Source organism: Mesorhizobium sp. P3_A8, assembly GCF_056402995.1.
This window is the reverse complement of record NZ_JBFUGI010000007.1, coordinates 184,041-208,403: the sequence shown is the minus strand read 5'-3', so window position 1 is coordinate 208,403 and position 24,363 is coordinate 184,041. Positions and strand designations below refer to the sequence as shown.

At 63.6% G+C, this 24,363-nt stretch carries 23 protein-coding genes, 1 tRNA gene and 1 pseudogene; 7 read left to right on the top strand and 18 right to left on the bottom strand.

What is annotated here, in order from left to right; genetic code table 11:
• Window positions 1-111: 111 nt before the first annotated feature.
• The 4 genes from AC1DX4_RS18425 to rsfS all read right to left on the bottom strand — a co-directional run bounded on the left by AC1DX4_RS18425 (window position 112) and on the right by rsfS (window position 3,938).
• Window positions 112-1,443 carry a S41 family peptidase gene (locus tag AC1DX4_RS18425; protein ID WP_477221647.1) on the bottom strand — a complete coding sequence of 444 codons (1,332 nt, stop codon included), beginning with the start codon at window positions 1,441-1,443 and terminating at the stop codon, window positions 112-114.
• A gap of 1 nt (window position 1,444) precedes the next feature.
• The gene (locus tag AC1DX4_RS18420) at window positions 1,445-2,800 is read right to left on the bottom strand and encodes a murein hydrolase activator EnvC family protein (protein ID WP_477221646.1); all 1,356 of its coding nucleotides are present in this window, start codon (window positions 2,798-2,800) and stop codon (window positions 1,445-1,447) included.
• A 204-nt stretch (window positions 2,801-3,004) separates the two neighbouring features.
• A complete protein-coding gene (gene rlmH, locus AC1DX4_RS18415; protein ID WP_477221645.1) occupies window positions 3,005-3,487 on the bottom strand; it encodes a 23S rRNA (pseudouridine(1915)-N(3))-methyltransferase RlmH in 483 nt (160 codons plus the stop codon).
• A 73-nt stretch (window positions 3,488-3,560) separates the two neighbouring features.
• Window positions 3,561-3,938 (bottom strand): ribosome silencing factor, encoded by a 378-nt coding sequence (rsfS, locus tag AC1DX4_RS18410; protein ID WP_023777607.1) that lies wholly within the window; start codon window positions 3,936-3,938, stop codon window positions 3,561-3,563.
• 242 nt (window positions 3,939-4,180) lie between these two features.
• On the opposite strand from rsfS, the gene AC1DX4_RS18405 reads away from it, so the two are divergent.
• Entirely contained in the window at window positions 4,181-5,032 is an 852-nt protein-coding gene (locus AC1DX4_RS18405) for a mechanosensitive ion channel family protein (RefSeq protein WP_477221644.1), read from the top strand.
• Here the strand turns inward: AC1DX4_RS18405 and AC1DX4_RS18400 are convergent, their stop codons facing one another.
• The 6 genes from AC1DX4_RS18400 to obgE form a co-directional block, all read right to left on the bottom strand.
• Window positions 5,033-6,322, bottom strand: coding sequence for an MFS transporter (locus AC1DX4_RS18400; RefSeq protein WP_477221643.1), 1,290 nt, complete (start codon window positions 6,320-6,322; stop codon window positions 5,033-5,035).
• A gap of 73 nt (window positions 6,323-6,395) precedes the next feature.
• On the bottom strand, window positions 6,396-7,166 hold the full coding sequence (locus AC1DX4_RS18395; RefSeq protein WP_477221642.1) for a glycosyltransferase family 32 protein: 771 nt from the start codon (window positions 7,164-7,166) through the stop codon (window positions 6,396-6,398).
• A complete protein-coding gene (locus tag AC1DX4_RS18390) occupies window positions 7,163-7,795 on the bottom strand; it encodes a nicotinate-nucleotide adenylyltransferase (protein ID WP_477221641.1) in 633 nt (210 codons plus the stop codon). Before AC1DX4_RS18390 ends, AC1DX4_RS18395 begins: the two co-directional genes overlap by 4 nt.
• 285 nt (window positions 7,796-8,080) lie before the next feature.
• On the bottom strand, window positions 8,081-9,367 hold the full coding sequence (locus tag AC1DX4_RS18385; RefSeq protein ID WP_477221640.1) for a glutamate-5-semialdehyde dehydrogenase: 1,287 nt from the start codon (window positions 9,365-9,367) through the stop codon (window positions 8,081-8,083).
• A gap of 3 nt (window positions 9,368-9,370) precedes the next feature.
• The gene (gene proB / locus AC1DX4_RS18380; protein WP_477221639.1) at window positions 9,371-10,525 is read right to left on the bottom strand and encodes a glutamate 5-kinase; all 1,155 of its coding nucleotides are present in this window, start codon (window positions 10,523-10,525) and stop codon (window positions 9,371-9,373) included.
• Window positions 10,526-10,528: 3 nt separating this feature from the next.
• Complete coding sequence (gene obgE / locus AC1DX4_RS18375; RefSeq protein WP_477221638.1) at window positions 10,529-11,560, bottom strand: GTPase ObgE; 1,032 nt, start codon at window positions 11,558-11,560, stop codon at window positions 10,529-10,531.
• A gap of 132 nt (window positions 11,561-11,692) precedes the next feature.
• Between obgE and AC1DX4_RS18370 the strand changes: the two genes are divergently transcribed.
• Entirely contained in the window at window positions 11,693-12,562 is an 870-nt protein-coding gene (locus AC1DX4_RS18370) for an endonuclease/exonuclease/phosphatase family protein (RefSeq protein ID WP_477221637.1), read from the top strand.
• Window positions 12,563-12,569: 7 nt separating this feature from the next.
• On the opposite strand, the gene AC1DX4_RS18365 is transcribed toward AC1DX4_RS18370, so the two are convergent.
• The 4 genes from AC1DX4_RS18365 to AC1DX4_RS18350 form a co-directional block, all read right to left on the bottom strand.
• On the bottom strand, window positions 12,570-13,103 hold the full coding sequence (locus AC1DX4_RS18365; protein WP_477221636.1) for a GNAT family N-acetyltransferase: 534 nt from the start codon (window positions 13,101-13,103) through the stop codon (window positions 12,570-12,572).
• A gap of 21 nt (window positions 13,104-13,124) precedes the next feature.
• On the bottom strand, window positions 13,125-13,712 hold the full coding sequence (locus tag AC1DX4_RS18360; RefSeq protein ID WP_477221635.1) for a GNAT family N-acetyltransferase: 588 nt from the start codon (window positions 13,710-13,712) through the stop codon (window positions 13,125-13,127).
• Window positions 13,713-13,829: 117 nt separating this feature from the next.
• The gene (gene rpmA / locus AC1DX4_RS18355; RefSeq protein ID WP_095771984.1) at window positions 13,830-14,099 is read right to left on the bottom strand and encodes a 50S ribosomal protein L27; all 270 of its coding nucleotides are present in this window, start codon (window positions 14,097-14,099) and stop codon (window positions 13,830-13,832) included.
• Window positions 14,100-14,197: 98 nt separating this feature from the next.
• On the bottom strand, window positions 14,198-14,890 hold the full coding sequence (locus AC1DX4_RS18350; RefSeq protein WP_477221634.1) for a 50S ribosomal protein L21: 693 nt from the start codon (window positions 14,888-14,890) through the stop codon (window positions 14,198-14,200).
• Window positions 14,891-15,132: 242 nt separating this feature from the next.
• On the opposite strand from AC1DX4_RS18350, the gene AC1DX4_RS18345 reads away from it, so the two are divergent.
• A complete protein-coding gene (locus tag AC1DX4_RS18345) occupies window positions 15,133-16,161 on the top strand; it encodes a serine hydrolase domain-containing protein (protein WP_477221633.1) in 1,029 nt (342 codons plus the stop codon).
• Window positions 16,162-16,298: 137 nt separating this feature from the next.
• A tRNA-Ser gene (locus AC1DX4_RS18340) sits at window positions 16,299-16,388 on the top strand.
• A gap of 153 nt (window positions 16,389-16,541) precedes the next feature.
• Here AC1DX4_RS18340 and AC1DX4_RS18335 read toward each other — a convergent pair.
• Window positions 16,542-16,805, bottom strand: coding sequence for a PilZ domain-containing protein (locus AC1DX4_RS18335; RefSeq protein WP_477221632.1), 264 nt, complete (start codon window positions 16,803-16,805; stop codon window positions 16,542-16,544).
• A gap of 814 nt (window positions 16,806-17,619) precedes the next feature.
• On the opposite strand from AC1DX4_RS18335, the pseudogene AC1DX4_RS18330 reads away from it, so the two are divergent.
• Window positions 17,620-17,718: pseudogene (locus AC1DX4_RS18330) on the top strand (SDR family oxidoreductase); the annotation flags it as partial.
• A gap of 18 nt (window positions 17,719-17,736) precedes the next feature.
• Here AC1DX4_RS18330 and recQ read toward each other — a convergent pair.
• The gene (gene recQ / locus AC1DX4_RS18325) at window positions 17,737-19,572 is read right to left on the bottom strand and encodes a DNA helicase RecQ (RefSeq protein ID WP_477221631.1); all 1,836 of its coding nucleotides are present in this window, start codon (window positions 19,570-19,572) and stop codon (window positions 17,737-17,739) included.
• Between the two features lie 255 nt (window positions 19,573-19,827).
• Here recQ and AC1DX4_RS18320 point away from each other — a divergent pair, with 255 nt between their 5' ends.
• Together AC1DX4_RS18320 and AC1DX4_RS18315 are read left to right on the top strand one after the other, a co-directional pair.
• Entirely contained in the window at window positions 19,828-21,249 is a 1,422-nt protein-coding gene (locus AC1DX4_RS18320) for a coniferyl aldehyde dehydrogenase (protein WP_477221630.1), read from the top strand.
• 173 nt (window positions 21,250-21,422) lie between these two features.
• A complete protein-coding gene (locus AC1DX4_RS18315; RefSeq protein ID WP_477221629.1) occupies window positions 21,423-22,442 on the top strand; it encodes a glycosyltransferase family 9 protein in 1,020 nt (339 codons plus the stop codon).
• Here the strand turns inward: AC1DX4_RS18315 and AC1DX4_RS18310 are convergent.
• Both AC1DX4_RS18310 and uxaC read right to left on the bottom strand, forming a co-directional pair.
• Window positions 22,435-22,773: a cupin domain-containing protein gene (locus AC1DX4_RS18310; protein WP_477221628.1), complete on the bottom strand. Its 339-nt coding sequence runs from the start codon at window positions 22,771-22,773 to the stop codon at window positions 22,435-22,437. The genes AC1DX4_RS18315 and AC1DX4_RS18310 overlap by 8 nt on opposite strands.
• A gap of 46 nt (window positions 22,774-22,819) precedes the next feature.
• Complete coding sequence (gene uxaC, locus AC1DX4_RS18305) at window positions 22,820-24,229, bottom strand: glucuronate isomerase (RefSeq protein WP_477221627.1); 1,410 nt, start codon at window positions 24,227-24,229, stop codon at window positions 22,820-22,822.
• Window positions 24,230-24,363 lie beyond the last annotated feature (134 nt).

Sequence of the window (24,363 nt, the reverse complement as noted above, 5' to 3'; positions counted from 1 at the left end):
CCGCGTCTTGCCTCCCCGAATCAAACTGCCGGAACCTTTCGGTCCCGGCAGCATCGCATTGCTTCGTTCAGGCGGCCAGACCTGGCCGGCCAAACCGTTACTGCCAAACCATTACTGGTTGAGCACGGCCTTTTCCGGATTTGGCGGGAAGGCCGGATCGGTCTTCTCGCCACGCAGCAGCTGCTCGGCAAAGATGAGCTGCAGATCGTCCTTGGGATCCGGCGGCACATAGGCTGCCGAGCCCGAGCCGGTCGAGCTCTCGTCGGCGCCCTTGATGTGGCCCTTGAGGTCGGATTCACCGCGGGTCAGATCCCTGCCCTGCAGTTCGGGCGGCAGCGGCTGGTCGACCTTGATGTCGGGCGTGATGCCCTTGCCCTGGATCGACTTGCCCGACGGCGTGTAATAGAGCGCCGTCGTCAGCCTGAGCGCACCATTCTCGCCGAGCGGAATGATGGTCTGCACCGAACCCTTGCCGAAGGACTGCGTGCCGACCACCGTGACGCGGCGCAGATCCTGCAGCGCGCCGGCGACGATTTCGGAAGCACTGGCCGAGCCGCCATTGACGAGCACGATGATCGGCTTGCCGTTGACATCGTCGACCTGCTTCGGCTTGGCGTCGAAGCGGGTGACGTCCTTCGGATCGCGACCGCGCGTCGAGACGATCTCGCCACGCTTCAGGAAGGCATCGGACACGCTCACCGCCTGGTCGAGCAGGCCGCCCGGATTGAGGCGCAGGTCGAGCACATAGCCCTTGAGCTTGTCGTCCGGCACCTGCTTCTTGATGGTGTCGATGGCATTCTCGAGGTCGTCATAGGTCTTTTCGGTGAAGGAGGTGATCTTCATGTAGCCGATGTCGTTCTCGACCCGGAACTTGACCGCCTTGACCTTGATGATGTCGCGCACCACCGTCAGCTCGATCGGCTTGTCGGCGCCCTGGCGCAGGATGGTGAGCTTGATCGGTGTGTTGACCAGGCCGCGCATCTTCTCGACCGCGTCGTTCAGCGTCAGGCCGCGGACCTCTTCGCCGTCGATCTTGGCGATATAGTCGCCGGCCAGCACGCCGGCCTTGGCAGCGGGCGTGTCGTCGATCGGCGTGATCACCTTGACCAGGTCGTTCTCCATGGTGACCTCGATGCCGAGGCCGCCGAACTCACCCTTGGTCTGCACGCGCATGTCCTGCGCCTGCTCGGCGTTCATGTAGGAGGAGTGCGGGTCGAGCGACGAAAGCATGCCGTTGATGGCGTTCTCGACCAGCGACTTGTCGTCGGGCGGCGTGACATATTGTGCCCGCACCCGCTCGAAGATGTCGCCGAAGATCGCCAGCTGCTTGTAGGTCTCCGATCCCGCAGCGTTCGCCGACGAGCCAGGAGCGCCATAGACAAGGCTCATGGCGGACGCGCCCATCAGCGCACCGGCAAACAGAAGCGACAGTTTCCGCATCATTTCACGTCCTTCCAGAAAAACGGTCCGCCCACCATGGGGCCGGATCGACGGGTTTTCCATCCTTGCGAAACTCGACGTAGAGTTCCGGTGTGGCATTTCCATTCTTCGAAGCCGAGGTGCTTGCCACCCGGGCCTCTCCCATCGCGCCGACCGGCTCTCCTGCGAGCACCGACTGGCCAGTCACGACGCTGATTCTGCTCATCCCTGCCAGAACGACATGATAGCCGTCCCCGGCATTGAGGATCAAGAGTTGACCATAGGAGCGAAACGGCCCCGCATAAAGCACATTCCCATCCGCCGGTGCGGTGACGATGGCTCCCGATTGTGTCGCAAGCATGTCTCCAAGCATCACCGCGCCGTTACCGTCATCGGCGCCAAACCGGCGTTTGATGCGGCCGGTAACCGGCAACGCGATCTGCCCTTGCAGCGCTGAAAAGGGCGCCGTCGCGGTGAGCCTGTTGCCTTCGGGAACCGGCAATGACGCCAGCGATGCCGTTGTGTCGCCACCCGTCCGACCGTCACCCCCCTGGCCCGCGGCGGCCGCCTTTGCGGCATCCGCGGCCTTGCGGGTCTTGTCGGCCTGCGCTTCGAGCGACGCGATCAGATCCTTAAGGCTGGAGGCCTTGGCCGCCAGCGCTTCGGATTTCTGCTGCTCGGTCGCCATCTGCGCCTGCGTATCGGCCTCGAGCTTCTGCTTGGCCTCCAGCAGCATGCCGAGCCGCTTCTTTTCCGCCGTCTGCTCGCCGACCGCCTCCGTCAGCCGCGCCCGCTCGGCTTCGATCGAGGCCGTCACCCGGGTCTGTTCCTTGAGGTCGGCCAGCAGGCTATCGGTCTGCTGGCGCAATTCCGGCACCACGGCGCCGAGCAGGATGGCGCTGCGCACCGACGACAGCGCATCCTCCGGCTTGACCAGGATCGCCGGCGGCGGGTTGAGCCCCATGCGCTGCAGCGCGCCCAGCACTTCGGCCAGCACGTCGCGCCGTGCCATCAGCGAGGCACGGATCTTCTGCTGCTGGGCCTTGAGCCCCTCCAGCTTGGCGCCGATGTCCTCGATGTCCTGGCCAAGCTTCTGCTCGGTCATCGCCGACTGGATCAGTGCGGCGGTGATCGAGGCATGGTCCTTCTTGACCGCGGCGATATCGGCGGCGAGCTTGGCCAGCCGTTCCGACGACAGCGTGATTTCCTTGGAAACCTGTTCGTATTCGGCACGGCTCTGGTCCGGATCAGGCGTCATGTCGAGCGTGTTCTCGGCCCGCGCTGCGTGGAGCGACAGAAGGATCGCCGCTGCCGCGATGCCGCAGCGCGCGCGCCAGGAGCCCCCTTTTGGGCTCGGTGTCGATTTCCAGCCTTCAGACATTCGCGATCTATACTATCCGCGGCTTCGTTAACGAACCATCAACCATGTTTGAACAGCCCGCCCGAATGCATGTCACCCAAAAGTGGTCCCGATTTTGGGAAACGACATGCATAAAAACCTGAGATTTCGATCTTACGCGGCATTGGGGCGGAAATCCGGGCAACGGGCGACGAATCACAGCTTCCGGCAACTGTAGCGGCAGGCTCACGCGCGATGATAGGGGTGGCCGGAGAGGATCGTCGAGACCCTGTAGAGCTGCTCCCCCAGCATCACCCGCACCAGTTGGTGCGGCCAGGTGAGCGCGCCGAACGACAGCACCAGATCGGCCTGGTCGCGCAGTGACGGATCGTGACCGTCGGCGCCGCCTATGGCCAGCACCAGCGCCTTGCGCCCGCCATCGCGCAACTGTCCGATGCGATTGGCTAAATCCTGCGAGGAAAGGCTCTTGCCGCGCTCGTCGAGCAGGATCAGGGCGGTGCCAGGCTGCAGCTGCGTCTGCAGCCTGGAGCCTTCGTCGCGCTGGCGCTCGGCAGCGCTCTGCGCGCGGCCCTCGGCGATCTCGGTTATCCCCGAGAATTCAAGCCCGACCGCTGGCCCGCTCTTGGCAAAGCGCTCGAAATAGCGGTCGGCCAACTCCCGCTCGGGGCCGGTTTTCATTCGGCCCACGGCATGAACTGAAATCTTCATCCTCGCCTCTATAAGCCGCTAATGCATGTCACCCAAAGGGTAAATCCGATTCTGGGCAACGGCACAGTGCAGCTTAATGAAGGGTCTCTTCCTCGAGATCCGGCGCCTGCCACATCTTTTCAAGATTGTAGAATTCGCGGACTTCGGGGCGGAAGACATGGACGATGATATCGCCCGAATCGATCAGGACCCAGTCGGCGCCTGACAGCCCCTCGACGCGCGCCGTGCCGAGGCCGGCATCCTTGAGCGCCTTGAGGAGATGATCGGCGACAGCCGAGACATGACGGTGCGATCGGCCCGACGCGACGACCATGTAGTCGCCGAGGCTCGATTTCCCCTGAATGTCGATTGAGACAATATTTTCGGCCTTGGAGTCTTCCAGACTGGCAAGGACTGTCTTGATGGCACGGGACACGGCGTCGTCTACGCTGATCCTGGCCGGCGAAGGCATGATATCGGCCTTCTTCCGCAGTGCTGTTCTCAGTGTATTTCCTTTCGCAGCAAGAACAACCAAATCACCCCCAAAAGCAGGTGACACTGCTTAGATAGGCAGAGTTCCCTGACAGTTTCAAGACGCAGCCGCGCCGCGCACTAACGTCTTGTTGGTCCTGTGGTTCCGCCGCACCCCTTAAAAGATCGGAACTCAGGCCGCCCGCATGGGTTATCGGCTCATCGACCAACCGGGATTCCACTATGCCGATCGACCCGCAAAATGCTCTTCTTACCGTTCAGGCCAGCCTGGCCCAGCTCAGCACGCTGATTGTTTCGTACTCCTTTTCGGCCATTGGTGCCGTCATTCTGCTTGTCGTCGGCTACATCGTCGCCGGGCTCGCCGAACGCTCCATTTTCGCTGGCCTCGGCCACATCCATGGTTTCGACCAGACGCTGCGGCATTTCTTCTCCAAGATCGTCCGCTACGCCATTTTGGTGCTCGTCGTCATCATGGTGCTCGGCCAGTTCGGCGTGCAGACCGCATCGATCATTGCCGCGATCGGCGCCATCGGCCTTGCCATCGGCCTGGCGCTGCAAGGCACGCTGCAGAACATCGCCGCCGGCATCATGCTTCTGGCGCTGCGGCCGTTCCGCATCGGCGAATCCGTCGAGGTCGGCTCCATATCAGGCTCGATCGAGGAAATCGGCCTGTTCGCCACCAAGCTCAGGACCGCCGACGGCGTCTATATCCTGGCGCCCAATTCGACGCTGTGGAACCAGCCGGTGCGCAATTTCTCGCGCAATGGCGTGCGTCGCGCCGATATCACCCTCTCGATCGGCTCATGGAACGACATCGACCGCGCCCAGAAGACACTGCTTGCCATAGCCGGCGCCGAGAAACGCATCCGTCGCGAACCGGCACCGATCGCCTTCGTCGCGACCTTGGGCGACAGCACCGTCTCCATCACCTTGCGCTACTGGACGTCATCAGCCGATTTCTTCGCCACCCAGATCGATCTCACCAAACGCGCCAAGCAGGAGTTCGATAGCGAAGGCATTTCGATCCCGCTGCCGCCGCCGGAAGCACCGACGCCCGAAGCGCGCCGGCAGTAATCAATCACCCGCGCGCCGAGGCTCGTCCGGCGCATAAGCAAGCTCGACCGGCAGCGGCGCTTGCGCCGTCATCGGCGCGAAGCTGCCGGTCTCGGTGGCAGGCACGGCCTGTGTGGTGAACACGCGCAGCAGCACGAACAGGCAGAAGGCGCAGGCAATGACGATTGCCACATAGATGAAGGCCTGTGTGCCGAAGACGGCCGACAGCGCGGTGACGATGCCCGGCACGATGAAGCCCGACAGCGACCAGGCAAACAGAAGCGAACTGGACAGCGCCACCATATCGTCCTTGCCGGCACGGTCGGCGGCATGCGCGCTGGACAGCGAATAGATCGATTCCGCCGCGCCGTCCCACAAGACATAGATCACCAGCAGCGCCGGCAGCGCGCCGCCGTCGAAGCCGAGCGCGAAAATGCCGGCCAACGCGGCAAGCCCGGATGCCCCGATCAGCACATAGCGGCGGTCGGTGCGATCGGAAATCCAGCCGAATGGGAGCTGCAGGATCAGCGTCCCGAGCGGCATCACCGAAAGCAGGAGCGCCACATCGGCCTGGCTATAGCCCTTGGCGGTGGCATGGATCGGCGCAAAGCCGGCAATCGACATCGACAGGCCGCCGACCGCCAGCATGCCGGCAACGCCGACCGGCGAAATCCGCCAGGCCCGGCGCAGCGCCACCGAGGCCGCCTGCGGCGCCGGCGGCTGCGCCAGCCGTGTCATGCCGACGGGCAGGATCGACAGGGCAGTAAAGACGATGCCGATCAAGGGCGCATCCGCGGTTCTGATATCGACCAGCGCCAGCGTCGCATAGCCAACACCGAGCCCAGCGACATAGGCAACGTAGAAGAACGCCATCACCCGTCCGCGTATGGCGTTGGCCACGGCATCGTTCAGCCAGCTCTGCGCGACGATGAACAGGCCGCATATGGCAAAGCCGTACAGAGCGCGGGCAGCGATCCACAGAATCGGATGCGGTCCAGCACCAACGGCGGCATTGGCCAGCGCAATCAGCGCCGACAGCACCATGAAGGCGCGGGCATGGCCGACCCGGCGCACCAGTGGTCCGGTCAGGATACAGCCTGCGAGACCGCCGGCCGACAGCCCGGTAATGATCAACCCGGCCCAGGTCGGATCGAACCCTTCTGCACCGAGCCGGACCGGGATATAGGCAAACATCAACCCGTTGCCGATGGCGATCAGCGCCATCGACACGATGACGCTGGCAATCGCGATCAGCGGCGTGGGCTGACTGCCATGCTCTGGGTCGATCGTGGTGCGGTTCTTATCCAGCATGCGCGCAGCATCGCCCACCCCAAAGCGAAAAGCCGCCGCAAAAGCGACATCTTGGGACAGATGACGGCGCCGATCACATGGCGAGAATTTCGCCTAGCGGCGAGGTCGCAGGCACATCGGCGAACGACAGCTTGCGCAGCGATCCGCGCCAGAGGTGGATCGCCAGTGTGTCTGGACCGACCAGGTCGGCGAGAGACCGCTGCGGATCGAGCAACGTGCCTTCACCCTCGACATTGGCATAAAACACATTCTGAGCCGACGCCTGGTCGAGCAGCCCGTGCTTGCGCACCAGATAAGTCAGCAGAGGCGGCCCGAGCGAGGCATGCGGCAGGTTCTCGAATCCCTTGAGCCGGCCGAACGCCCGCCGAACACCGAAGCGCAGCCGCTTGCTCCAAGAATACCATTCCGGAAACCGCTCGGGATGGTCGACCATGTCGGCGAGATCCCCCAGGATCGGCGATCCGGCGGGCAGGCTCAGCACCGCATTGTTGATGCGGGTCTGGCTCTCCCAACCGAACATGTAGGGCCGGCGCGGCAAGGGCCTGATGCAATACATGTCGCAGTCGACATAGATCTCGGCCCCGGTGGTCAGCAGCTTGTAGCGGAAGATATTGCCGAACAGAGAATAGCTGCCGTTGCGGTGAACGATGACACGCTCGCGCGGCAGGATGTTCGTCGCGTCCGCAAGCTCCACGCCCGGCGGCGCGTCGCCGGGATCGTCATAGACGTGCAGCACGGTACGATGGCCAAGGCGGACGAAGGATTTGAGGCAGGCGACTTGCATCGGCCCGAGCGGCCCGCCGATCCAGAAAGCATGAACCGAGGGCAGGCCGGGATCGATCATGACTTCGCCATCTTGCGGATCGCGCTCGACGACAGCGAGGAGCGTGGGCCGTGAATGAAGGTCCAGGCCGGCGCTTTCATGCGCGCAAGCAGCGGCGCATCGCCTTCATCGATGCGGGCATAGTCGAAGGTCTTGGCGACAACCGATGACAGGAATGACAGCGTCGCGCCCGGCCGATCGATGACCGCGATCGGGAAGGTCAGCACGATCTCACGCCAGCGCTGCCAGCGGTGGAAATCGCGCAAACTGTCCGCGCCCATGATCCAGACGAACTCGACGCCGGGATTGCGCGCCTTGACCAGCGCCAGCGTGTCCGCGGTGTAGCGCACATGATGCGCTGCTTCGAAGGCGGTGACCTTGATCTTCGGGTTCTTGGCGATCTTCTCCGACAGCTGCAGCCGTTCAGTCAGCGGCGCCAGCTCGCGCGTGCTCTTCAGCGGGTTGCCCGGCGTCACCATCCACCACAACTGGTCGAGCGCCAGGCGCCGCAACGCAATCTCCGCGACCAGCGCATGGCCGGCATGCGGCGGATTGAACGAACCGCCGAACAGGCCGACGGCGAGGCCTTTTTCGGCGTGCGGCATGCGGAGATAGGCCGAGGGGGCGGGGGGTGGAGAAGGAGATAGCATCGCGCTAGGCACCCCCCTCTGCCCTGCCGGGCATCTCCCCCGCAAGGGGGGAGATCAGCAGTTTCGACGAAGGCGTAGATCTTGCAACGTTGAAGATTGGCGAAACCCGAAATGCCACCCAATCTCCCCCCTTGCGGGGGGTGAGGAGTGGTCCGCGAAGCGGACGGGAAGCCAATTGCTTGGCTTTCCGAACGACGAACGCCCGGAGCGACAGCGAAGGGCCGGGTCCGGCAGGACAGAGGGGGGTGCCCGGGCGCAAGCTTCAGCCCCTTAGGACGAAAAGCTTCAAGGCCTCACCTGTCCCGAGCCGCGCACGCGGTATTTGAACGAGGTCAGCTGCTCGACGCCAACCGGCCCACGCGCATGCATCTTGCCGGTGGCGATGCCGATCTCGGCGCCCATGCCAAATTCGCCACCATCGGCGAACTGCGTCGAGGCATTGTGCAGCAGGATCGCCGAGTCGATCTCGTTGAAGAACCGTTCCACGGCCTTCGCGTCCTCGGCGATGATCGCCTCGGTGTGATGCGAGGAGAAGGTTTCGATGTGCTCGATCGCACCACCGATGCCATCGACCAGCTTCACCGCGATAATGGCGTCGAGATATTCGGTCACCCAGTCGGCATCGGTCGCCGGCTTGGCGTCGAAAAACACCTTCAGCACCTCGGCGTCGGCATGGATCTCGCAGCCGGCGGCGCGCAGGGCGTCGAGGATCGGCACCAGATGGGTGGATGCCACGGCGCGGTCGACCAGCAGCGTTTCGGCGGCGCCGCAGACGCCGGTGCGCCGCATCTTGGCGTTGACGGCAATCTTCACCGCCATGTCGAGATTGGCGGAACGGTCGATATAGAGATGGCAGATGCCTTCGAGATGAGCAAAGACCGGCACGCGCGCCTCGCTCTGCACCCGTCCGACCAGGCTTTTGCCGCCGCGCGGAATGATCACGTCGAGCGTGCCACCTAGGCCCTTGAGCATCTCGCCGACCGCGGCGCGGTCGGTGGTCGGCACCAACTGGATGGCGTCTTCAGGCAAGCCGGCTTCCTTCAGGCCTTCGACCAGGCAGGCATGGATGGCGGAGGATGAATTGAGCGAATCCGAGCCGCCGCGCAGGATCACCGGATTGCCGGCTTTGAGGCAGAGAGCGCCGGCATCCGCCGTGACGTTCGGCCGGCTTTCATAGATGACGCCGATGACGCCGAGCGGCGTGCGCACGCGCTCGATCTGCAAGCCGTTCGGCCGCTCCCAGGCCGCGATCACATCGCCGACCGGATCCTTGAGTTCGGCGATCTCGCGAATGCCGTCGGCCATGGCACGAACGCGCGCCGGATTGAGCTTCAGCCGGTCCATGAAAGAACCGGAAAGCCCGGATTCGTGGCCATTCGAGACGTCGATGGCGTTTGCGTCGAGAATGTCCTGCTCCCGGGCAAGGATCGCGTCTGCCATGGCACGGAGTGCGGCATTCTTGGCCGCGGTGGTGACGATGGCCAACGGTCGGGCGGCAGCGCGGGCGCGGCGGCCGATATCGGCCATCAGCGCCACGGTGTCGTCCCCGGATTTTTCATGCAGCTTCAGCATGGCTCACCCTCCGCTTATGTCGCTTCCAGCCCGTACTTGTTCATCGGAATGACTCACCACCAGATCATCGCGGTGGATCATCGCCGAACGCGCTTCGTAACCGAGCACGGTTTCGATCTCGGCCGTCTTCAGGCCTGCGATCCTTACGGCATCGGCGGCATCATAGGCAACCAGCCCGCGCGCGATCTCGCGGCCTTCGGGCGACAGGATCGCCACCGTATCGCCGCGCGAGAAATTGCCGCTGACCAGCTTGACGCCGGCCGGCAACAGCGATTTTCCCGACGTGAGCGCGCCGACAGCGCCGGCATCGACCGTCAGCCGGCCCGCCGGTTCAAGTTGGCCGGCGATCCATGTCTTGTAACCCTTGACCGGATTGCTGCTCGGCCGGAAGAAGGTGGCGCGCTCGCCGCGCTCGATCGCCATCAGCGGCGACAGCCGCGTGCCCGATGTGATGATCATAGCCGTGCCGGCGGCGGTGGCGATCTTGCCGGCATCGAGCTTGGTGCGCATGCCGCCGCGCGACAGCTCCGACGCGGCCGCTCCCGCCATCGCCTCGATATCGGGCGTGATGCGGTCGACCACCGGAATGAATTTTGCTCCCGGATCCTTGGCTGGCGGCGCCGTGTAGAGCCCGTCAATGTCGGAGAGCAGGACCAAAAGGTCGGCCCCCATCATCGTCGCCACGCGTGCGGCCAGCCTGTCATTGTCGCCATAGCGGATTTCGGAGGTGGCCACCGTGTCGTTCTCGTTGATGACCGGCACCGCCTTCATCTTGAGCAGCGTCGAGATCGTCGCCCGCGCATTGAGGTAGCGGCGGCGCTCCTCGGTGTCGCCAAGGGTCAAAAGAATCTGGCCTGATTTCAGCGCGCCCTTGCCGAGCGCATCCGACCAGGCGCCGGCGAGAGCGATCTGTCCGACGGCGGCGGCGGCCTGGCTTTCCTCGAGTTTGAGCGCCCGCTTGCCCAACCCCAGAATGGTGCGACCAAGCGCAATGGCGCCGGAGGACACGACGAGGATTTCAGCGCCACCTTGGGCGAGCACGGCAATATCGTCGGCCAGCGAGGCCAGCCAATCGCGCTTCAAGCCGCTCGCCCGGTCGACGAGCAACGCCGAGCCGATCTTGACGGTGATGCGCCGGTATTTCCTGAGCGACTGCATGCCTTACTTTTCCCAGCGCGTCTCGACCACCGGCGCAGCCTCCGCGCGCGCCTCGGCAATCACCCTCATCAGCGCCCGCAGCACCGCCTCGACCCCCTCACCGGTGACGGCGGACAGCAGCATCGGCGCGCGTCCGGCGGCTCGCTTCAGCGAAGCAACCTTCTTCTTGCGTGCATCGGCGTCGAGCGTGTCGACTTGGGAAAGCGCCACGATCTCGACCTTCTCGACCAACCCATTGCCATAGGCGTCGAGTTCGGCACGCACGGTCTTGTAGGCCTTGCCCGGATTTTCCTCCTGCGCCGAAACCAGGTGCAGCAGCACGCGCGTGCGCTCGACATGGCCAAGGAAGCGGTCGCCGATGCCGACGCCTTCATGCGCGCCTTCGATGAGGCCGGGAATATCGGCGATGACGAACTCGCGCGCGTCGATGCGCGCGACGCCGAGGCCGGGATGCAGCGTCGTGAACGGATAGTCGGCGATCTTCGGCTTGGCCGCTGTAACAGCCGCGAGGAATGTCGACTTGCCGGCATTGGGCAGTCCGACCAGCCCCGCATCGGCGATCAGCTTCAGCCGCAGCCAGATGTTGAGCTCTTCGCCGGGAAGGCCGGGGTTGGCGCGGCGCGGCGCCTGGTTGGTCGAGGTCTTGAAATGCTGGTTGCCGAAGCCGCCATTGCCGCCCTTGGCGAGCAAGAAGCGCTGGCCGACCACGGTGAGGTCGCAGATCAGCGTCTCGTTGTCCTCCTCGAAGACCTGGGTTCCCGCCGGCACTTTCAGCGTCACATCGGCGCCCTTGGCGCCGGTCATGTTGCGGCCCATGCCGTGGACACCGGTCTTGGCCTTGAAATGCTGATGGTAGCGATAGTCGATCAGCGTGTTCAGGCCGTTCACCGCTTCCAGCCAGACATCGCCGCCACGGCCGCCATCGCCGCCATCCGGCCCGCCGAACTCGATGAATTTCTCGCGCCGGAAAGACACCGAACCGGCGCCTCCGTCACCGGAGCGGACATAGACCTTGGCTTGATCGAGAAATTTCATGGGATTGCAGTTTCTTTTATTGGCCTTGCGGCATTGCTCTAAACCTTGGGCCTTGCTCTAAACCAAGGCGCGGCCAAGGGCGAGGCCGTTTTGTGACAATGGCCGCTTGGGGTCGGCCGGAGAAATGTTGGTATGAAGCTTGTAACCTACAACATCCAGTACGGCATCGGTCTTGATGGGCAGTACGATGTCGGACGGATCGCCGATTCCGTGCGCGGCGCCGACGTGATCGCGCTGCAGGAGGTCACCCGCAACAATCCGAGAAACGGCAGCCGTGACATGGTCGCCGAGATCGGCGAGGCGCTGCCCGACTATTTCGCCGTCTACGGCAGCAATTTCGAGGCCAATATCGGCTCGCGCATCGAGAACGGCCGCGCCATCACCACGACCTTCCAGCTCGGCAACATGATGCTGTCGAAAACACCAATTCATCTGTCGCGCAACCTGCTTTTGCCGCGCAGCCGCAGCTTCGAGATGATGAACTTCCAGCGCGGTGCGCTGGAGGCACTGATCGAGACGCCGCTTGGCTTCATCCGCTTCTATTCCATCCATCTCGATCACCGCAGCCCGGTCGAACGCGCCAGCCAGATCCAGTTCCTGCGCCGGCGCCTGTTGAACTATGCGCTTGAGGGCGGCGCGCTGTCCGGCGTCGCCGAGATCGGCCTGCCGGAATTGCCGCACCCCGAGGCGTTTGTGGCCTTGGGCGATTTCAACATGCTGGCCGGCTCGCCCGAATATGTCGAACTCGCCGGCCGGCCGGACCACCAATTCGGCATGCCGCTGACCGCCGACTTCGCAGTCGATGCCGCCGTGCGCCTTGATGTCGCCGGCGACGATCTCGTCAGTTGGGTCGACCCCAAGGACCCCGCCAACACCGACCGCCACAAGCGGATCGACTACGTCTTCACCAGCGCCTCGCTTGCCCGATCGCTACAGCGCCTGTGGGTCGACCACCAGGCAACCGGTTCGGACCACCTGCCGGTGTGGGCCGAACTGGGCTGATGGCTCTTTATCCGCCTGCGTTTTCGCGTTCGACGATCGCCATCATGATCGCATCGCGATATTCCCCATCGATATAGACCGCGTCGCGCTGCACGCCCTCCCTGACAAATCCGACCTTGTCGTAAAGCGCGATGGCGCGGGCATTGTCGGCATGTACGAAAAGCTCGATACGGACAAAGCCGTCCTTGCGCGCTTGCGCCACGGTTGCCTTGATGAGCTTCCGTCCAAGGCCACGCCCCCGATAAGACGGGACAATGCCCATCCCAAGCGCGCCGCGATGAGCGTGTATGGGCCGATCATGGCGCGTGATGTCGCACCAGCCGACAACCTCGCCACGAACAGCTGCTACATAGCCTGGATCGCCTCTTGCGATTCGGTCCATCACAAATCTTCTGGCTTGATCCAGCGGTGGCGCCTCGAGAAAGGACAAGTACTTTCGCTCACGCGAAACGACATCGAGCGCGTGATGAAAGCTTTCGATATGCCCAAGTGCGAACGGCACGATCGCGACCGTTTCAATTTCGCTGCTGTCCTCAACCATTGGCTTCACCAACGCCATACATCAGAAGTGAACCCAATTCCTGAGGCTGGTCCAAGTCTTGCGGTCGAGCCGGTAGCGCTCGACGGGCACCTGGCCGGCGACGATCGAGTTCAGCATGCCTTGGCCAGCATACTGGAAGCCGCATTTGTGGATCACCCGGCGAGAGGCCGGATTGATGACCCGCGTTGACGCCTGCAGCACCTGGATCGACGTCTTCTGGAAGGCGAGGTCGACCAGCGCGTGGGCGGCTTCGGTCGCATAGCCGCGCTTCCAGAAGGGCTCGCCGATCCAGTAGCCGAGCTCCAGCCCGCGATCGGTGGTGTTCAAGCCCGCGCAGCCGACGAAGGTGTCGGTGCCGGCCAGCGTCAGCGCATAGACAATGCCGGCGCGGCGCGACTTGGTCATGGCCAGGAAGGCGCGCGCCTCGGCCTCGCCATACGGGTGCGGCATGCGCGCCAGCATTTCGGCGACATGGCGGTTGTCGGCAAGCTCGACCAGTTGCGCGATGTCGCTTTCGCGCGGCGCCCGCATCACCAGCCGCTCGGTGACCAGCACCGGGCAGTCTATCGCGTAACTTTCGTCTTCTGAGTCTTCTGCTTCGGCAACCATTTGAAGTCCTCCAGGCAAAGAAAAAGGGAGATGGAAACCCATCTCCCTTGATCCTTTTCCTGGCTTTGCCAGACACCGGTCCCCGAGATGGGCGCCGGTGTTCTAGTGCGGAACCGGCTACTCCGCGGCTTTGGCAATCGGGTTGACCGATACGTAGGTTCGGCCGTTGGCTTTTTTGTTGAACGTCACGGCGCCGGATTCGAGCGCGAAAAGGGTGTGGTCCGTGCCCATGCCGACATTGACGCCGGGATGCCAGGTCGTGCCGCGTTGACGAATGATGATGTTGCCCGGGATGACGGCTTCGCCGCCGAACTTCTTCACGCCCAGACGCTTGGAATGCGAGTCGCGACCGTTGCGCGACGAGCCGCCAGCTTTCTTGTGTGCCATCTAACTAACTCCGTTGCGCCGCAAGGCGCCTAAAAGGCCTTATGAACGCGTTCGCGTTCCGTTTCAAGTCCGATCCGGCGACCTGATCGCCGGAAAAATTACTTCTTCGCCAGTTCTTTGGCCTGTTCGCGCCAGTCCTTGATCTGGTCGGCGCTGAACGGCATGTGCTCGTCGATCTTGGCGACATCCTTGTCGGACAGCTTGGCCAGCTGCGCGAAGGTGATGATGCCCTGCTCGGCGAGATCCTTGGCGGCGACCGGGCCGATGCCCTTGATCACGGTCAGGTCGTCCGGCTCGCCCTTCGGCGCCTTGAACAGCGGCGCTGCAGCCGTCTCGGCCGTCACTTCCGCCTTGGGGGCAGCTTCCTTCTTGGCCTTGGCTTCCTTCGGTGCGGCCTCGGCCTTCGGCTCGGCGGCCACCTCGGCCTTGGCTTCCTTCTTCGGTGCCTTCACCGCTGCCGTCTTCGTCGGCTTTGCGCCACCCAGCAGGATCTCGGCGATCCGCACGGTGGTCAGAAGCTGGCGATGGCCGATCTTGCGGCGCGAATTCTGGCGGCGGCGCTTCTTGAAAGCGATGACCGTGCGGTTCTTGCCCTGCTCGACGACTTCGGCGGTGACCAGAGCGCCATCGACGAACGGCGCGCCGAACGTGACATTCTCGCCCTCGCCATGCGCGAGCACGTGGCCGATCTCGACGATATCGCCGACATTGGCTTCGACTTTTTCGATCTTCAGGAGATCGTTGGCGGCAACGCGATACTGCTTACCGCCCGTTTTAATGACTGCGAACATTTTTTGCCTTTCGCTGTTCGGTCGGCCTTGATGAACCGCCTGAGGCGGTTCGGCCGTCTTTTTGTCAGTCTGCGGGTTCAAAAAACAAGCGGCGTGGAAGAACCCTCCACGCCGATTGCGCGCTGTCCCTAACCGAAGGTTGCGTGGGAGTCAAGGCAAACAGCCGTTGCCGAGACTGTTATTGGCCGGCGCGAACCGGCCGTGTCAACATGCACAGGCGTTTGCCGTCGGGGGAGGCGAGGATGCGTGGCTGGTCGGGACTTTGCCTGAGTTTGATGCTGTTGGCATGGCAGCCCGCTCTATCGGCGCCCAACCCGGTCGCCGAAAGCGTCGACAGCGCCGTCACCGCCTGGATGAAGGACTATCACATCGCCGATGCCGAGGTTGCCGTGGCGCTGCACCAGACGCTCGTCGGCTCCTACGACCATGGCTGGAAACCGACCGAGCGGCACCCGATCGCCAGCCTGTCGAAAGCGATCACCGGCGTTTGCATCGCCGGTCTCGTCGATGACAAGCGCCTGGCGTTCACGGATACGCTGGGCAGCGTGCTCGTCGGCTATTTCAGGCGCAACAACGGCGCCAACGCCCCGAAGGATCCGCGTTTCACCGCGATCACCATCGACGAATTGCTCACCCATCGCGCCGGGCTGGTAAAGAACGCCTTCGACGACAAGAACGACCATTCGGTCAGCGCCTCGTTCAAGACGGCGACACAGACCATGCTCGAGTTTGCTCCGGGCAGCACGACTTCCTACAGCGACAGCGGCTACCTCATTTTGGGCTACGTCGCACAGGTGCTCGCCAACCACGCCTATAGCAACGTCTGCGGCAAGGTCTTCACAAGGCTTGGGTTGGCCGCAAATGCCGGCGTCATCGACGACACGCTGGTGGCGCGGACACCGAATGGCGGCTGGGATATTTCGGCGCAGGATTATGCCAAATTCCTCTATGCCTTCGACAAACAATCCGGCGTTCTCGGCCCGACGACACGCCAATGGCTGGACGCTCTGCCGGGCAAAGTGAGCTATGGCCTGGGCGCCTACATGAAGCGCACCGCCCGTGGCACCCAGTATTATCATGATGGCCTGCTGCATCATCACATGCCCGACTACCCCGAGACCGGCGGCTCTTTCTTCTTCGTCAACGAAGCCGGCTACGCCGCCGTGGTGATCTTTTCCGGCGAGAACGACGGCAAGGTCTACGGTGCCTTGGAAAAAAGCGTGAGGGCGGTGATGACCGCCAAGGCCGCCTATACCGTGCCGGGCCAGTGACCGGCAAATACCGCCTTGAATCCGCTGCTTGCCCGGCAGGCCGGATGGCAAGCCAAATATCGGCGGATTTGGCCTTGTAACCTGCCCGTTCAGCCGTTATCTAGTGCGCCGCGCCGGCAACGGCCGACCATGACCGCGGAGAGGTGGCAGAGTGGTCGAATGCACCGCACTCGAAATGCGGCATGGGTGCAAGCCCATCGGGGGTTCGAATCCCTCCCTCTCCGCCATTCCTGCGCCTGAAGCTATGAAGTAGCGTAGGGGACCTGCTTCACCGGTCACTTCCCGCACGGCCCTCAACAGCACCTCATGCAAGGTCATGACGCGATAAGTTCGACCAGTTGCTTAGGTTCCGGCGTCCGGTTCGCCAATGGCATGCTGTTTCAATAGATCTGTACGCCAAGCCGCTCGTTCTTCCTCCACCGCACCACGGCACGATATTCGACACCATCGGCATGGATGTGCAGGACGAACCGCTCGGGAACCACCACGCCCGGCTCCACCCGTAGCTCCGCCCCATGAGCGTGCTGGTTTCTGACGGAGCAAGCGATTGTCACATCCTCGGTGACAATGGTCCCATCCTTTAGAACGGCCGCCCGGGGATGTGAGCGTCGTTCAATTGGTGGATCATCGGGGTTACCGCTCATCTTTTTTATTCCTCCCGAAAATCTCGCAGCCAAGCGCATAAACTGACCGCAACAATCGCCATTCAATTAGCATACGCTAAAATAGTTCCGGAACATTTACTGCGACGCGAGGTTCGATCGGCTGCCGCCCAATAGGCAAAAAGAGCCCGCCCGGAATGGGGATCAAGGGCGGGCCAAGAGGTGGCTAGGGATCATCCCAGCATAGGTCAACGAGCAGCGGAGGGGTTGGTTGCCACTGCGCAAAACCATGGTTTGATTCCTTGCATCTTGGCTAAATTGATTGTGTCAGTGGCCATGGAATTCCGAGCGGGGGCTCATGACCACAGACCTGTTTCTCACCGCGGTCGCCGCAATGCTTGTCCCGCTCTATTTCATTCTCAAGTGACAGATGACGACGGGGGGCCGCCACAGGGACGGCGGGGCTTGTGGGCCATCGGTTGGCCCCCGAATTGCTGCTCTTGTACTTCATTCGTATGACTTCAAGAATATCAGCCTGGGTGCATATATTCGCCAGCCCACGGCGCCGTTCCTCACAAACCGCTCCGTCGGGTTAGGCCCGGTGTCTCGTTTAGATCCCAACAAAGGATGCCGGGCCGCTTTCTAAAGTTCCAACACAAGAATCCCGCCGCCCCACTCACGGCAGCTGCGGATCGATCTAGCCTCTTGAGCGCGATCTCGGGCAGGCGAAATAAGGGAACCGCCCGCCGAATTCAAACCTTTGTCGATCACTTATGTTCCGGTGCACTTCGGTCAAACGTAAGCTTCCCGTCGCGGACGCGCTCCCGCTGGTGGCCCTCATAGTTGGGAATGGCAGGAGATCGCCGGTGCCGCGCTTTTCCTCGCCAGCGACGCGGCGTCTTTCGTCAACGGGCATGTCCTGACCGTCGATGGCGGCATGTCGATACAGATGTGACGATTGCGCGGACGGCCTTCAGGCCGATCCACCCGCCTGGTGCGCCGCAATGGCGCTCAGAAAGATCTGCCCGAACTCCTTGAGCTTCGCCGCCCCCACGCCATTCACTTCGGCGAAGGCGTCGAGGTCGCGCGGACAGCGCTCGGCCATGTCGATCAAGGTGCGGTCGGAAAACACCACATAGGCCGGCACCTGGCGCTCCTTGGCGAGGCGCAAGCGAAGTGTCTTGAGCGTGGCCAGCAGCGAAGCGTCGACGCCTTCGGCACCCGAACCTTCGGCCGCTCGCATCTTGCGCAAGGCGCGGCTGCGCATCTCGACACGGTAGCGGAACGGCATCTCGCCGCGGCCAAGCGCATGACCTTTTTCGGCGATGGCGAGCCCGCCATGGCCGCTCGGGTCCGGCTCCAGGAAACCGTTCGCGACCAGCTGCCGCATCAGCGACATCCAGAAATCCTTCTTTTGCGCCGCGCCGCTGCCGAAGCAGGCTAGCCTCTGATGGCTTCTGGCCTGCACCTTCTCGGTCTCGTGGCCGAGCAGGATGTCGATGACATGGGCGGCGCCGAAGCGCTCGCCGCTCTGCGCCACGGCCACCAGGATGATGCGCGCCTCGGCCGCACCATCGGCGCGCGGCACCTGGTCGAGGCAGTTGTCGCAATTGCCGCAAGGCTGCGCCTCCTCGCCGAAATAGCCGAGCAGCACCTGGCGGCGGCACTGCGCCGTCTCGCAATAACCGATCAAGGTGTTGAGTCGCTGGTGCGATCGTTTTTTGTGCTCGGCTGATGCGTCCTCGTCGTCGATGAACAGCCGCCGCATGCGGATATCGCCGAGGCCAAACAGCATATGCGCCTCGGCATCCCGCCCATCGCGGCCGGCACGCCCGATCTCCTGATAATAGGCTTCCAGGCTGCCCGGCATATCGGTGTGAAAGACATAGGCGACATCAGGCTTGTCGATGCCCATGCCGAAGGCGATGGTCGCCACCATGACGACGCCCGACAGCGTCATGAAAGCGTTCTGATTCGCTTCACGCGCCTCCTTGCTCATGCCGGCATGATAAGCGAGCGCGGTGACGCCGTTCTTCTCGAGGAAGGCCGCCATCTCTTCCGTCTTCTTGCGCGACAGGCAGTAGACGATGCCGCTCTTACCGGCATGGCGTTCGATGAAACGCAGCAATTGCCGCTTGCTGTCCTGTTTGGATTCGATCGCCAGCTTGATGTTGGGCCGGTCGAAACCCAGCACCAGGGTCTCGACGCGCTCGGCGAACAGCCGTGCCACGATATCGCTGCGCGTGCTCTCGTCCGCCGTCGCCGTCACCGCGATGATCGGCGCGTTGGGAAAGACGTGCCGCAGCCGCGACAGATCCTCATATTCGGGCCGGAACGCCGGTCCCCATTGCGAGATGCAATGCGCCTCGTCGATGGCGATCAGGCTGATTTCGAGCCTCGAGAGCGCCTCGAGCATACGCTCGGTCATCAGCCGCTCCGGCGCCAGGTAAAGCAGCCGCGTCTGGCCGGACGCTACGCGCCGCCAGGCCGCGACATTGGCCTCGCGGTCGATCGAGGAATTGATCGTGTCGGCGGACACTCCGGCCAGCCGCAAGGCGGCGACCTGATCCTGCATCAGCGCCACCAGCGGCGACACGACGAGGGTGAGCCCGCCCAGAACCAGCGCCGGAACCTGGTAGCAGAGCGATTTGCCCGCACCCGTCGGCATGACGGCCAGCACATGGCGCCCACCCAGCAGCGCGTCCATGACATCGGCCTGCCCGGGGCGGAAATCGTCGAAGCCGAACACGTCCTTCAGGACGCGCCGCTTGGGATCCTCGGTCCGAAGGCTAGCTGCCTGCGCCGACATCAGGCGGACACCGGACGGGAAGCGATTTTGCGAGGATTGGAGAGGATGTGGAAACCGGTCAAGAGACTCTCCGCGTGAGCCTTCGGAGTAGCGCAGCTGGTCTCGGAACACAACCGGAACGGCCACTCCATCTCGACGGAGGACTGATTGGCCATGGCTAGCGAAGGCTCACCTTCCCCAACGACACCTGCACCCCCGCTGGATTCCTTCACGCGCTAGGATGTAAGCTTGGCCAGACGAGCCAGGGAGGGCACGATGCTGCAGGTGAGACAGGACGTCCTCGGCGAACGGTTCCAGCTGCAGCGCGCCGCCTTCGAGAAGCGGCCCTTTCCGGACCTGAGCGTTCGGAAAGACCGCCTGAAGCGCCTGCAGGCGCTGACCGAGCAGCATGAGGCGGAGATCTGCGCCGCAATCAACGCCGACTTTGGCAGCCGCTCGACACACGAGACGCGTCTTGCCGAGCTGTTTGTCGTACGCGCCGGCATCCGCCACACACTGTCTCATCTGAAAGGCTGGATGCGGGAGCGTCGTGTCGCCACCACCTTGCCGTTCCTGCCGGGTCGAAATCGCCTGCTGCCGCAGCCGCTTGGTGTGGTCGGCATCGTCTCGCCGTGGAATTACCCCTTTCAGCTCGCCGTCGCGCCGGTCACGGCAGCGCTCGCCGCCGGCAACCGCGTGCTGGTCAAGCCGTCCGAACTGACACCGGCTTTCTCGGAATTGCTCGCCAAACTTGTCGGCGAGCATTTCGCCCCGGATGAGCTCAGCGTCATCACCGGCGATGCCGAGATGGGCAAGGCCTTCGTATCGATGCCCTTCGATCATCTGCTGTTCACCGGTTCGACCGCGGTCGGCCGCCATGTGGCGATGGCCGCTGCCGCCAACCTGACCCCGGTTACGCTCGAGCTCGGCGGCAAGTCGCCGGCAATCTTCGACCCCTCCTGCGATCTCGATGCGGCAACAGCCAGCGTCGCCTATGGCAAGCTGCTCAATGCCGGGCAGACCTGCATCGCGCCGGATTATCTGCTGGTGCCGAAGGGACAGGCAAGCGCGGTCGCCGCGAAGCTCGCAACGGCAATCGCGAAGCTCTACCCCACCCTGCGCGACAACCCCGACTATACCGCCATCATCAGCGACCGGCACTTTCAGCGCCTGCACGCCATGATCGCGGAAGCCCGCGATGCCGGCGCCGATGTCATCGAAATCAACCCAGCCGGCGAAGATCTCGGCACCACGAGCCGCAAGCTGCTACCGACCCTGGTCCGCAATGCCGGCCCGGACCTGCGGCTGATGCGCGAGGAGATTTTCGGACCGGTGCTGCCGATCGTCGAATACGCCACCGTCGACGAGGCGATCAGCCATGTGAACCAGGCCGACCGGCCGCTGGCGCTCTACTGGTTCGGCAACGACAGCGGCAACCGCCAGCGCATCCTGCGCGAGACCGTCGCCGGCGGCGTCACCATCAACGACTGCATGCTGCATCTGGTGCAGGAAAACCAGCCCTTCGGCGGTGTCGGCGCCAGCGGCATGGGCGCCTATCACGGCGAATGGGGGTTCCGCACCTTCAGCAAGGAGAAGCCGGTTTTCCTGCAGTCGCGCTTGAGCGCCGGCGCCCTGCTGCGCCCGCCCTATGGCAAGACGTTCGAGCGGCTCTTCGGCCTGCTCCGGCATATCACCTGACCGACATCAATGCCGAAATGACGAGGCGGGGCGGCGGCGATACCGGCTATCGCTCATAATGTTACGTCTGGCGCATATTCCCTCTGGATTCAGCCGGGGTTTGCTGTCTTCTTGCATTTTTTCCGAAGCTGGCTCCCCTCTCGACGCCATAGCCCTAACGGATCCGCCCGACCATGGACTTGCCCGCGCCGCTGCTGATTTTCTACGTCCGCAACGACGCCCTCGGGGATGGGTTGCTGCGGATCCCGGCCTTGCGGGCGGCGAGAACGGCCTTCCCACAAAGCCATATCGTCTATGGTTGCCAGGGCAAGTCTTCGCTCATGGGCATGTTGCACAAGCATGCCGCTCCCCTGGTCGACGACTTCAGGCTGAAGCCGCTTTCCGACATTCTCGCTGAATTCGCACGGCCGGGCAGACAGAAGACGGTCGTCGACTTCCGGACGGGCGTGCCCGGCTTGATGGTCACCGGATTGCAGCTTCTCGGCCGCGGCGTTCACTACGAGCCCAATTTTGCCGGCTATCTCCTGTCGCTGCGCCGGGGCACCCGATGGACCTTGCGGCCCGAACACAACGCCTGGCGCTACCACAGGCTGATCGAGCGCCTCGCCGGCCGCCACCTGCCCTTCGACCACAGGCTCGATGTTCCGCCGGCCGCCCGGACCATGGCGCGCCGGCTCGTCGGCGCCGACGACCGTCCGCTGGTCCTGCTTGGCGGCAACGCCAGGGGCAACAAGTTCATGAGCGAGGACCAGATATCAGCCGTTGCCCGCAATCTCATCGATGCCGGCTATCACGTGCTGTATCTGGTCACCCCGGGCAAGGGACCGACGCCACAGAGCCTGGCCGCCAGGGAAAGCCGGCTCACGATGATCGGTCCCGACCTTGGGCTCGATGTCGAGGCATTCGGCGATCTCCTGCTGGCGCTCGGCGAAATGGCGGCTGCCTATGTCGGCATGGAAGGCGGTCTGGGGCACCTGTTCGCCACGGTCATGACACCGACGGTGATCGTCAACAACGGCGCCAATCTGGAGCGGTGGCGGCCGCTGTCGAACATGGTCGAGGTGGTGACGGCGCCGAGACGCGGACGCAGGGCTGACGTCGCCGACGCACCGGTCGAGGCCATTCTCGAGGCCACGCATCGCTTGCTCGCCGCCGGTCGCCGTGACCATGCGGGCGCTCGCGCTTTCAGGTGAGAAAATCGGCCCTGTGCGGCGTGAAGCTGTCAACCAGCCGCCCCGCTTCCAGCGCCTTGACGCCGTGCACCAGACCCGACGGCACGATGAAGCTGCCGCCTGTCCCGAGGATTTCGGTTTGGCCGTCTATTGTCACCTCGAACCGGCCCTCGGCGACATAGCTTGACTGGACATGCGGATGCGAATGCAGGGCACCGACACCGCCCTTGTCGAAACCGAATTCGACCAGCATCAATTCATCGGTGGAGAGGAGAACCCGCCGCCTGTTGCCGTCAGACGTCGGCGTCCAGTCGCTCTCGCCGGCATGGGCGAAGATCTTTGTCATCGTCATCTCCTCATCGTCGACGGCTGGCCAACGGTAATCGCATCGGCATGCATCAGAGCCGATAGGCTTTCTTGGCGAGCGTATAGGCCAATTCACCGGCCAGCTCATGCGCCTCGTTTTCGCGCAGCCGGTGTTCGGCGACGAGCCGCGCCAGGAAGGCGCAGTCGACGCGACGCGCCACATCGTGGCGGGCCGGGATCGAGGGAAAGGCGCGGGTGTCGTCGTTGAAGCCGACAGTGTTGTAGAAGCCGGCCGTCTCCGTTGTCATCTCGCGGAAGCGGCGCATGCCTTCCGGACTGTCGTGGAACCACCAGGCCGGCCCGAGCCGGAGCGCCGGATAGACGCCGGCCAATGGCGCCAATTCGCGTGCGTAGCTGGTTTCGTCGAGCGTGAAGGCGATGATTGTCAGGTCGCGCTCCAGTCCGACGCAGTCGAGCAACGGCTTCAGCGCCGTCACATAGTCGGTCCGCGTCGGAATATCGAAACCCTTGTCGCGGCCGAACTTCTGGAAGATGCCAGGCGAGTGATTGCGCCAGGAGCCAGGATGGATCTGCAGCACCAGCCCGTCATCCCGGCTCATCTTGGCCATCTCGGTCAGCATCTGGGCTCGGAACAGCTTTCGCTCGCGCTCATCGTCCGAGCCGTGGCGGATGCGGTTGAACAGCTCCTGGGCAGCCGCATCGGAAAGGTTGGCGGTCTCGGCCGTCGGATGGCCGTGGTCGGACGAGGTCGCGCCAAAGCTCTTGAAGAAGGCGCGGCGCTGGCGATGCGCGTCGAGATAGCCAGCCCAGCTGCCGGTATCGCAACCGGTGATCTCGCCGAGCCGGTCGAGATTGGCCGCAAACCCTTCGAAATCGGGATCGACAACCGCGTCCGGCCGATAAGCGGTGATGACGCGGCCCTCCCAGCCGCTGTCACGAATCATCTGGTGCCATTTCAGGTCGTCGAGCGCGCCTTCCGTCGTCGCGATGACCTCGATGTTGAAGCGCTCGAACAAAGCGCGCGGGCGGAAATTCTCCCACTGCAGCAGCGTCGCGATCGTGTCGTAATGGCGGTCGGCGGTCTCGGCGCTCAGCGGCTCTTCAATGCCGAACAGATCGGCCAGCACATGATCGAGCCACAGCCGGGTCGGCGTGCCGCGAAACAAATAATAGTGCTCGGCAAAGCGCCGCCAGATCGTCCTGCCGTCGGTCTCGACCGGGGCGCCGTCCAGGGTCGCCACACCGAGATCCTCGAGCCGCACGCCCTGGCTGAACAGCATGCGGAAGATGTAGTGGTCGGGCACGATGAGCAATTGCGCCGGATCCGGGAACGGCTCGTTGAGCGCATACCAGCGCGGATCGGTGTGGCCGTGCGGGCTGACGATGGGCAGGTTCTTGATGCCGGCATAGAGGTCGCGGGCAAGCGAGCGCGAATGCGCTTCGGATGGAAACAGCAGGTCCGGATCGGTCAGCGCGACCATGGGGAAAGCGGCTCCTTCCAGTCTGGATACCGGTACGTTCGGGCCAAGGCGAAGTCAATGTGCGCTGGCAAAGCGGCATCCTTGCGGCAGGCGCAAACAGGTGTTACGCCGCCTGTCATCCGCCGCGTCCCCAA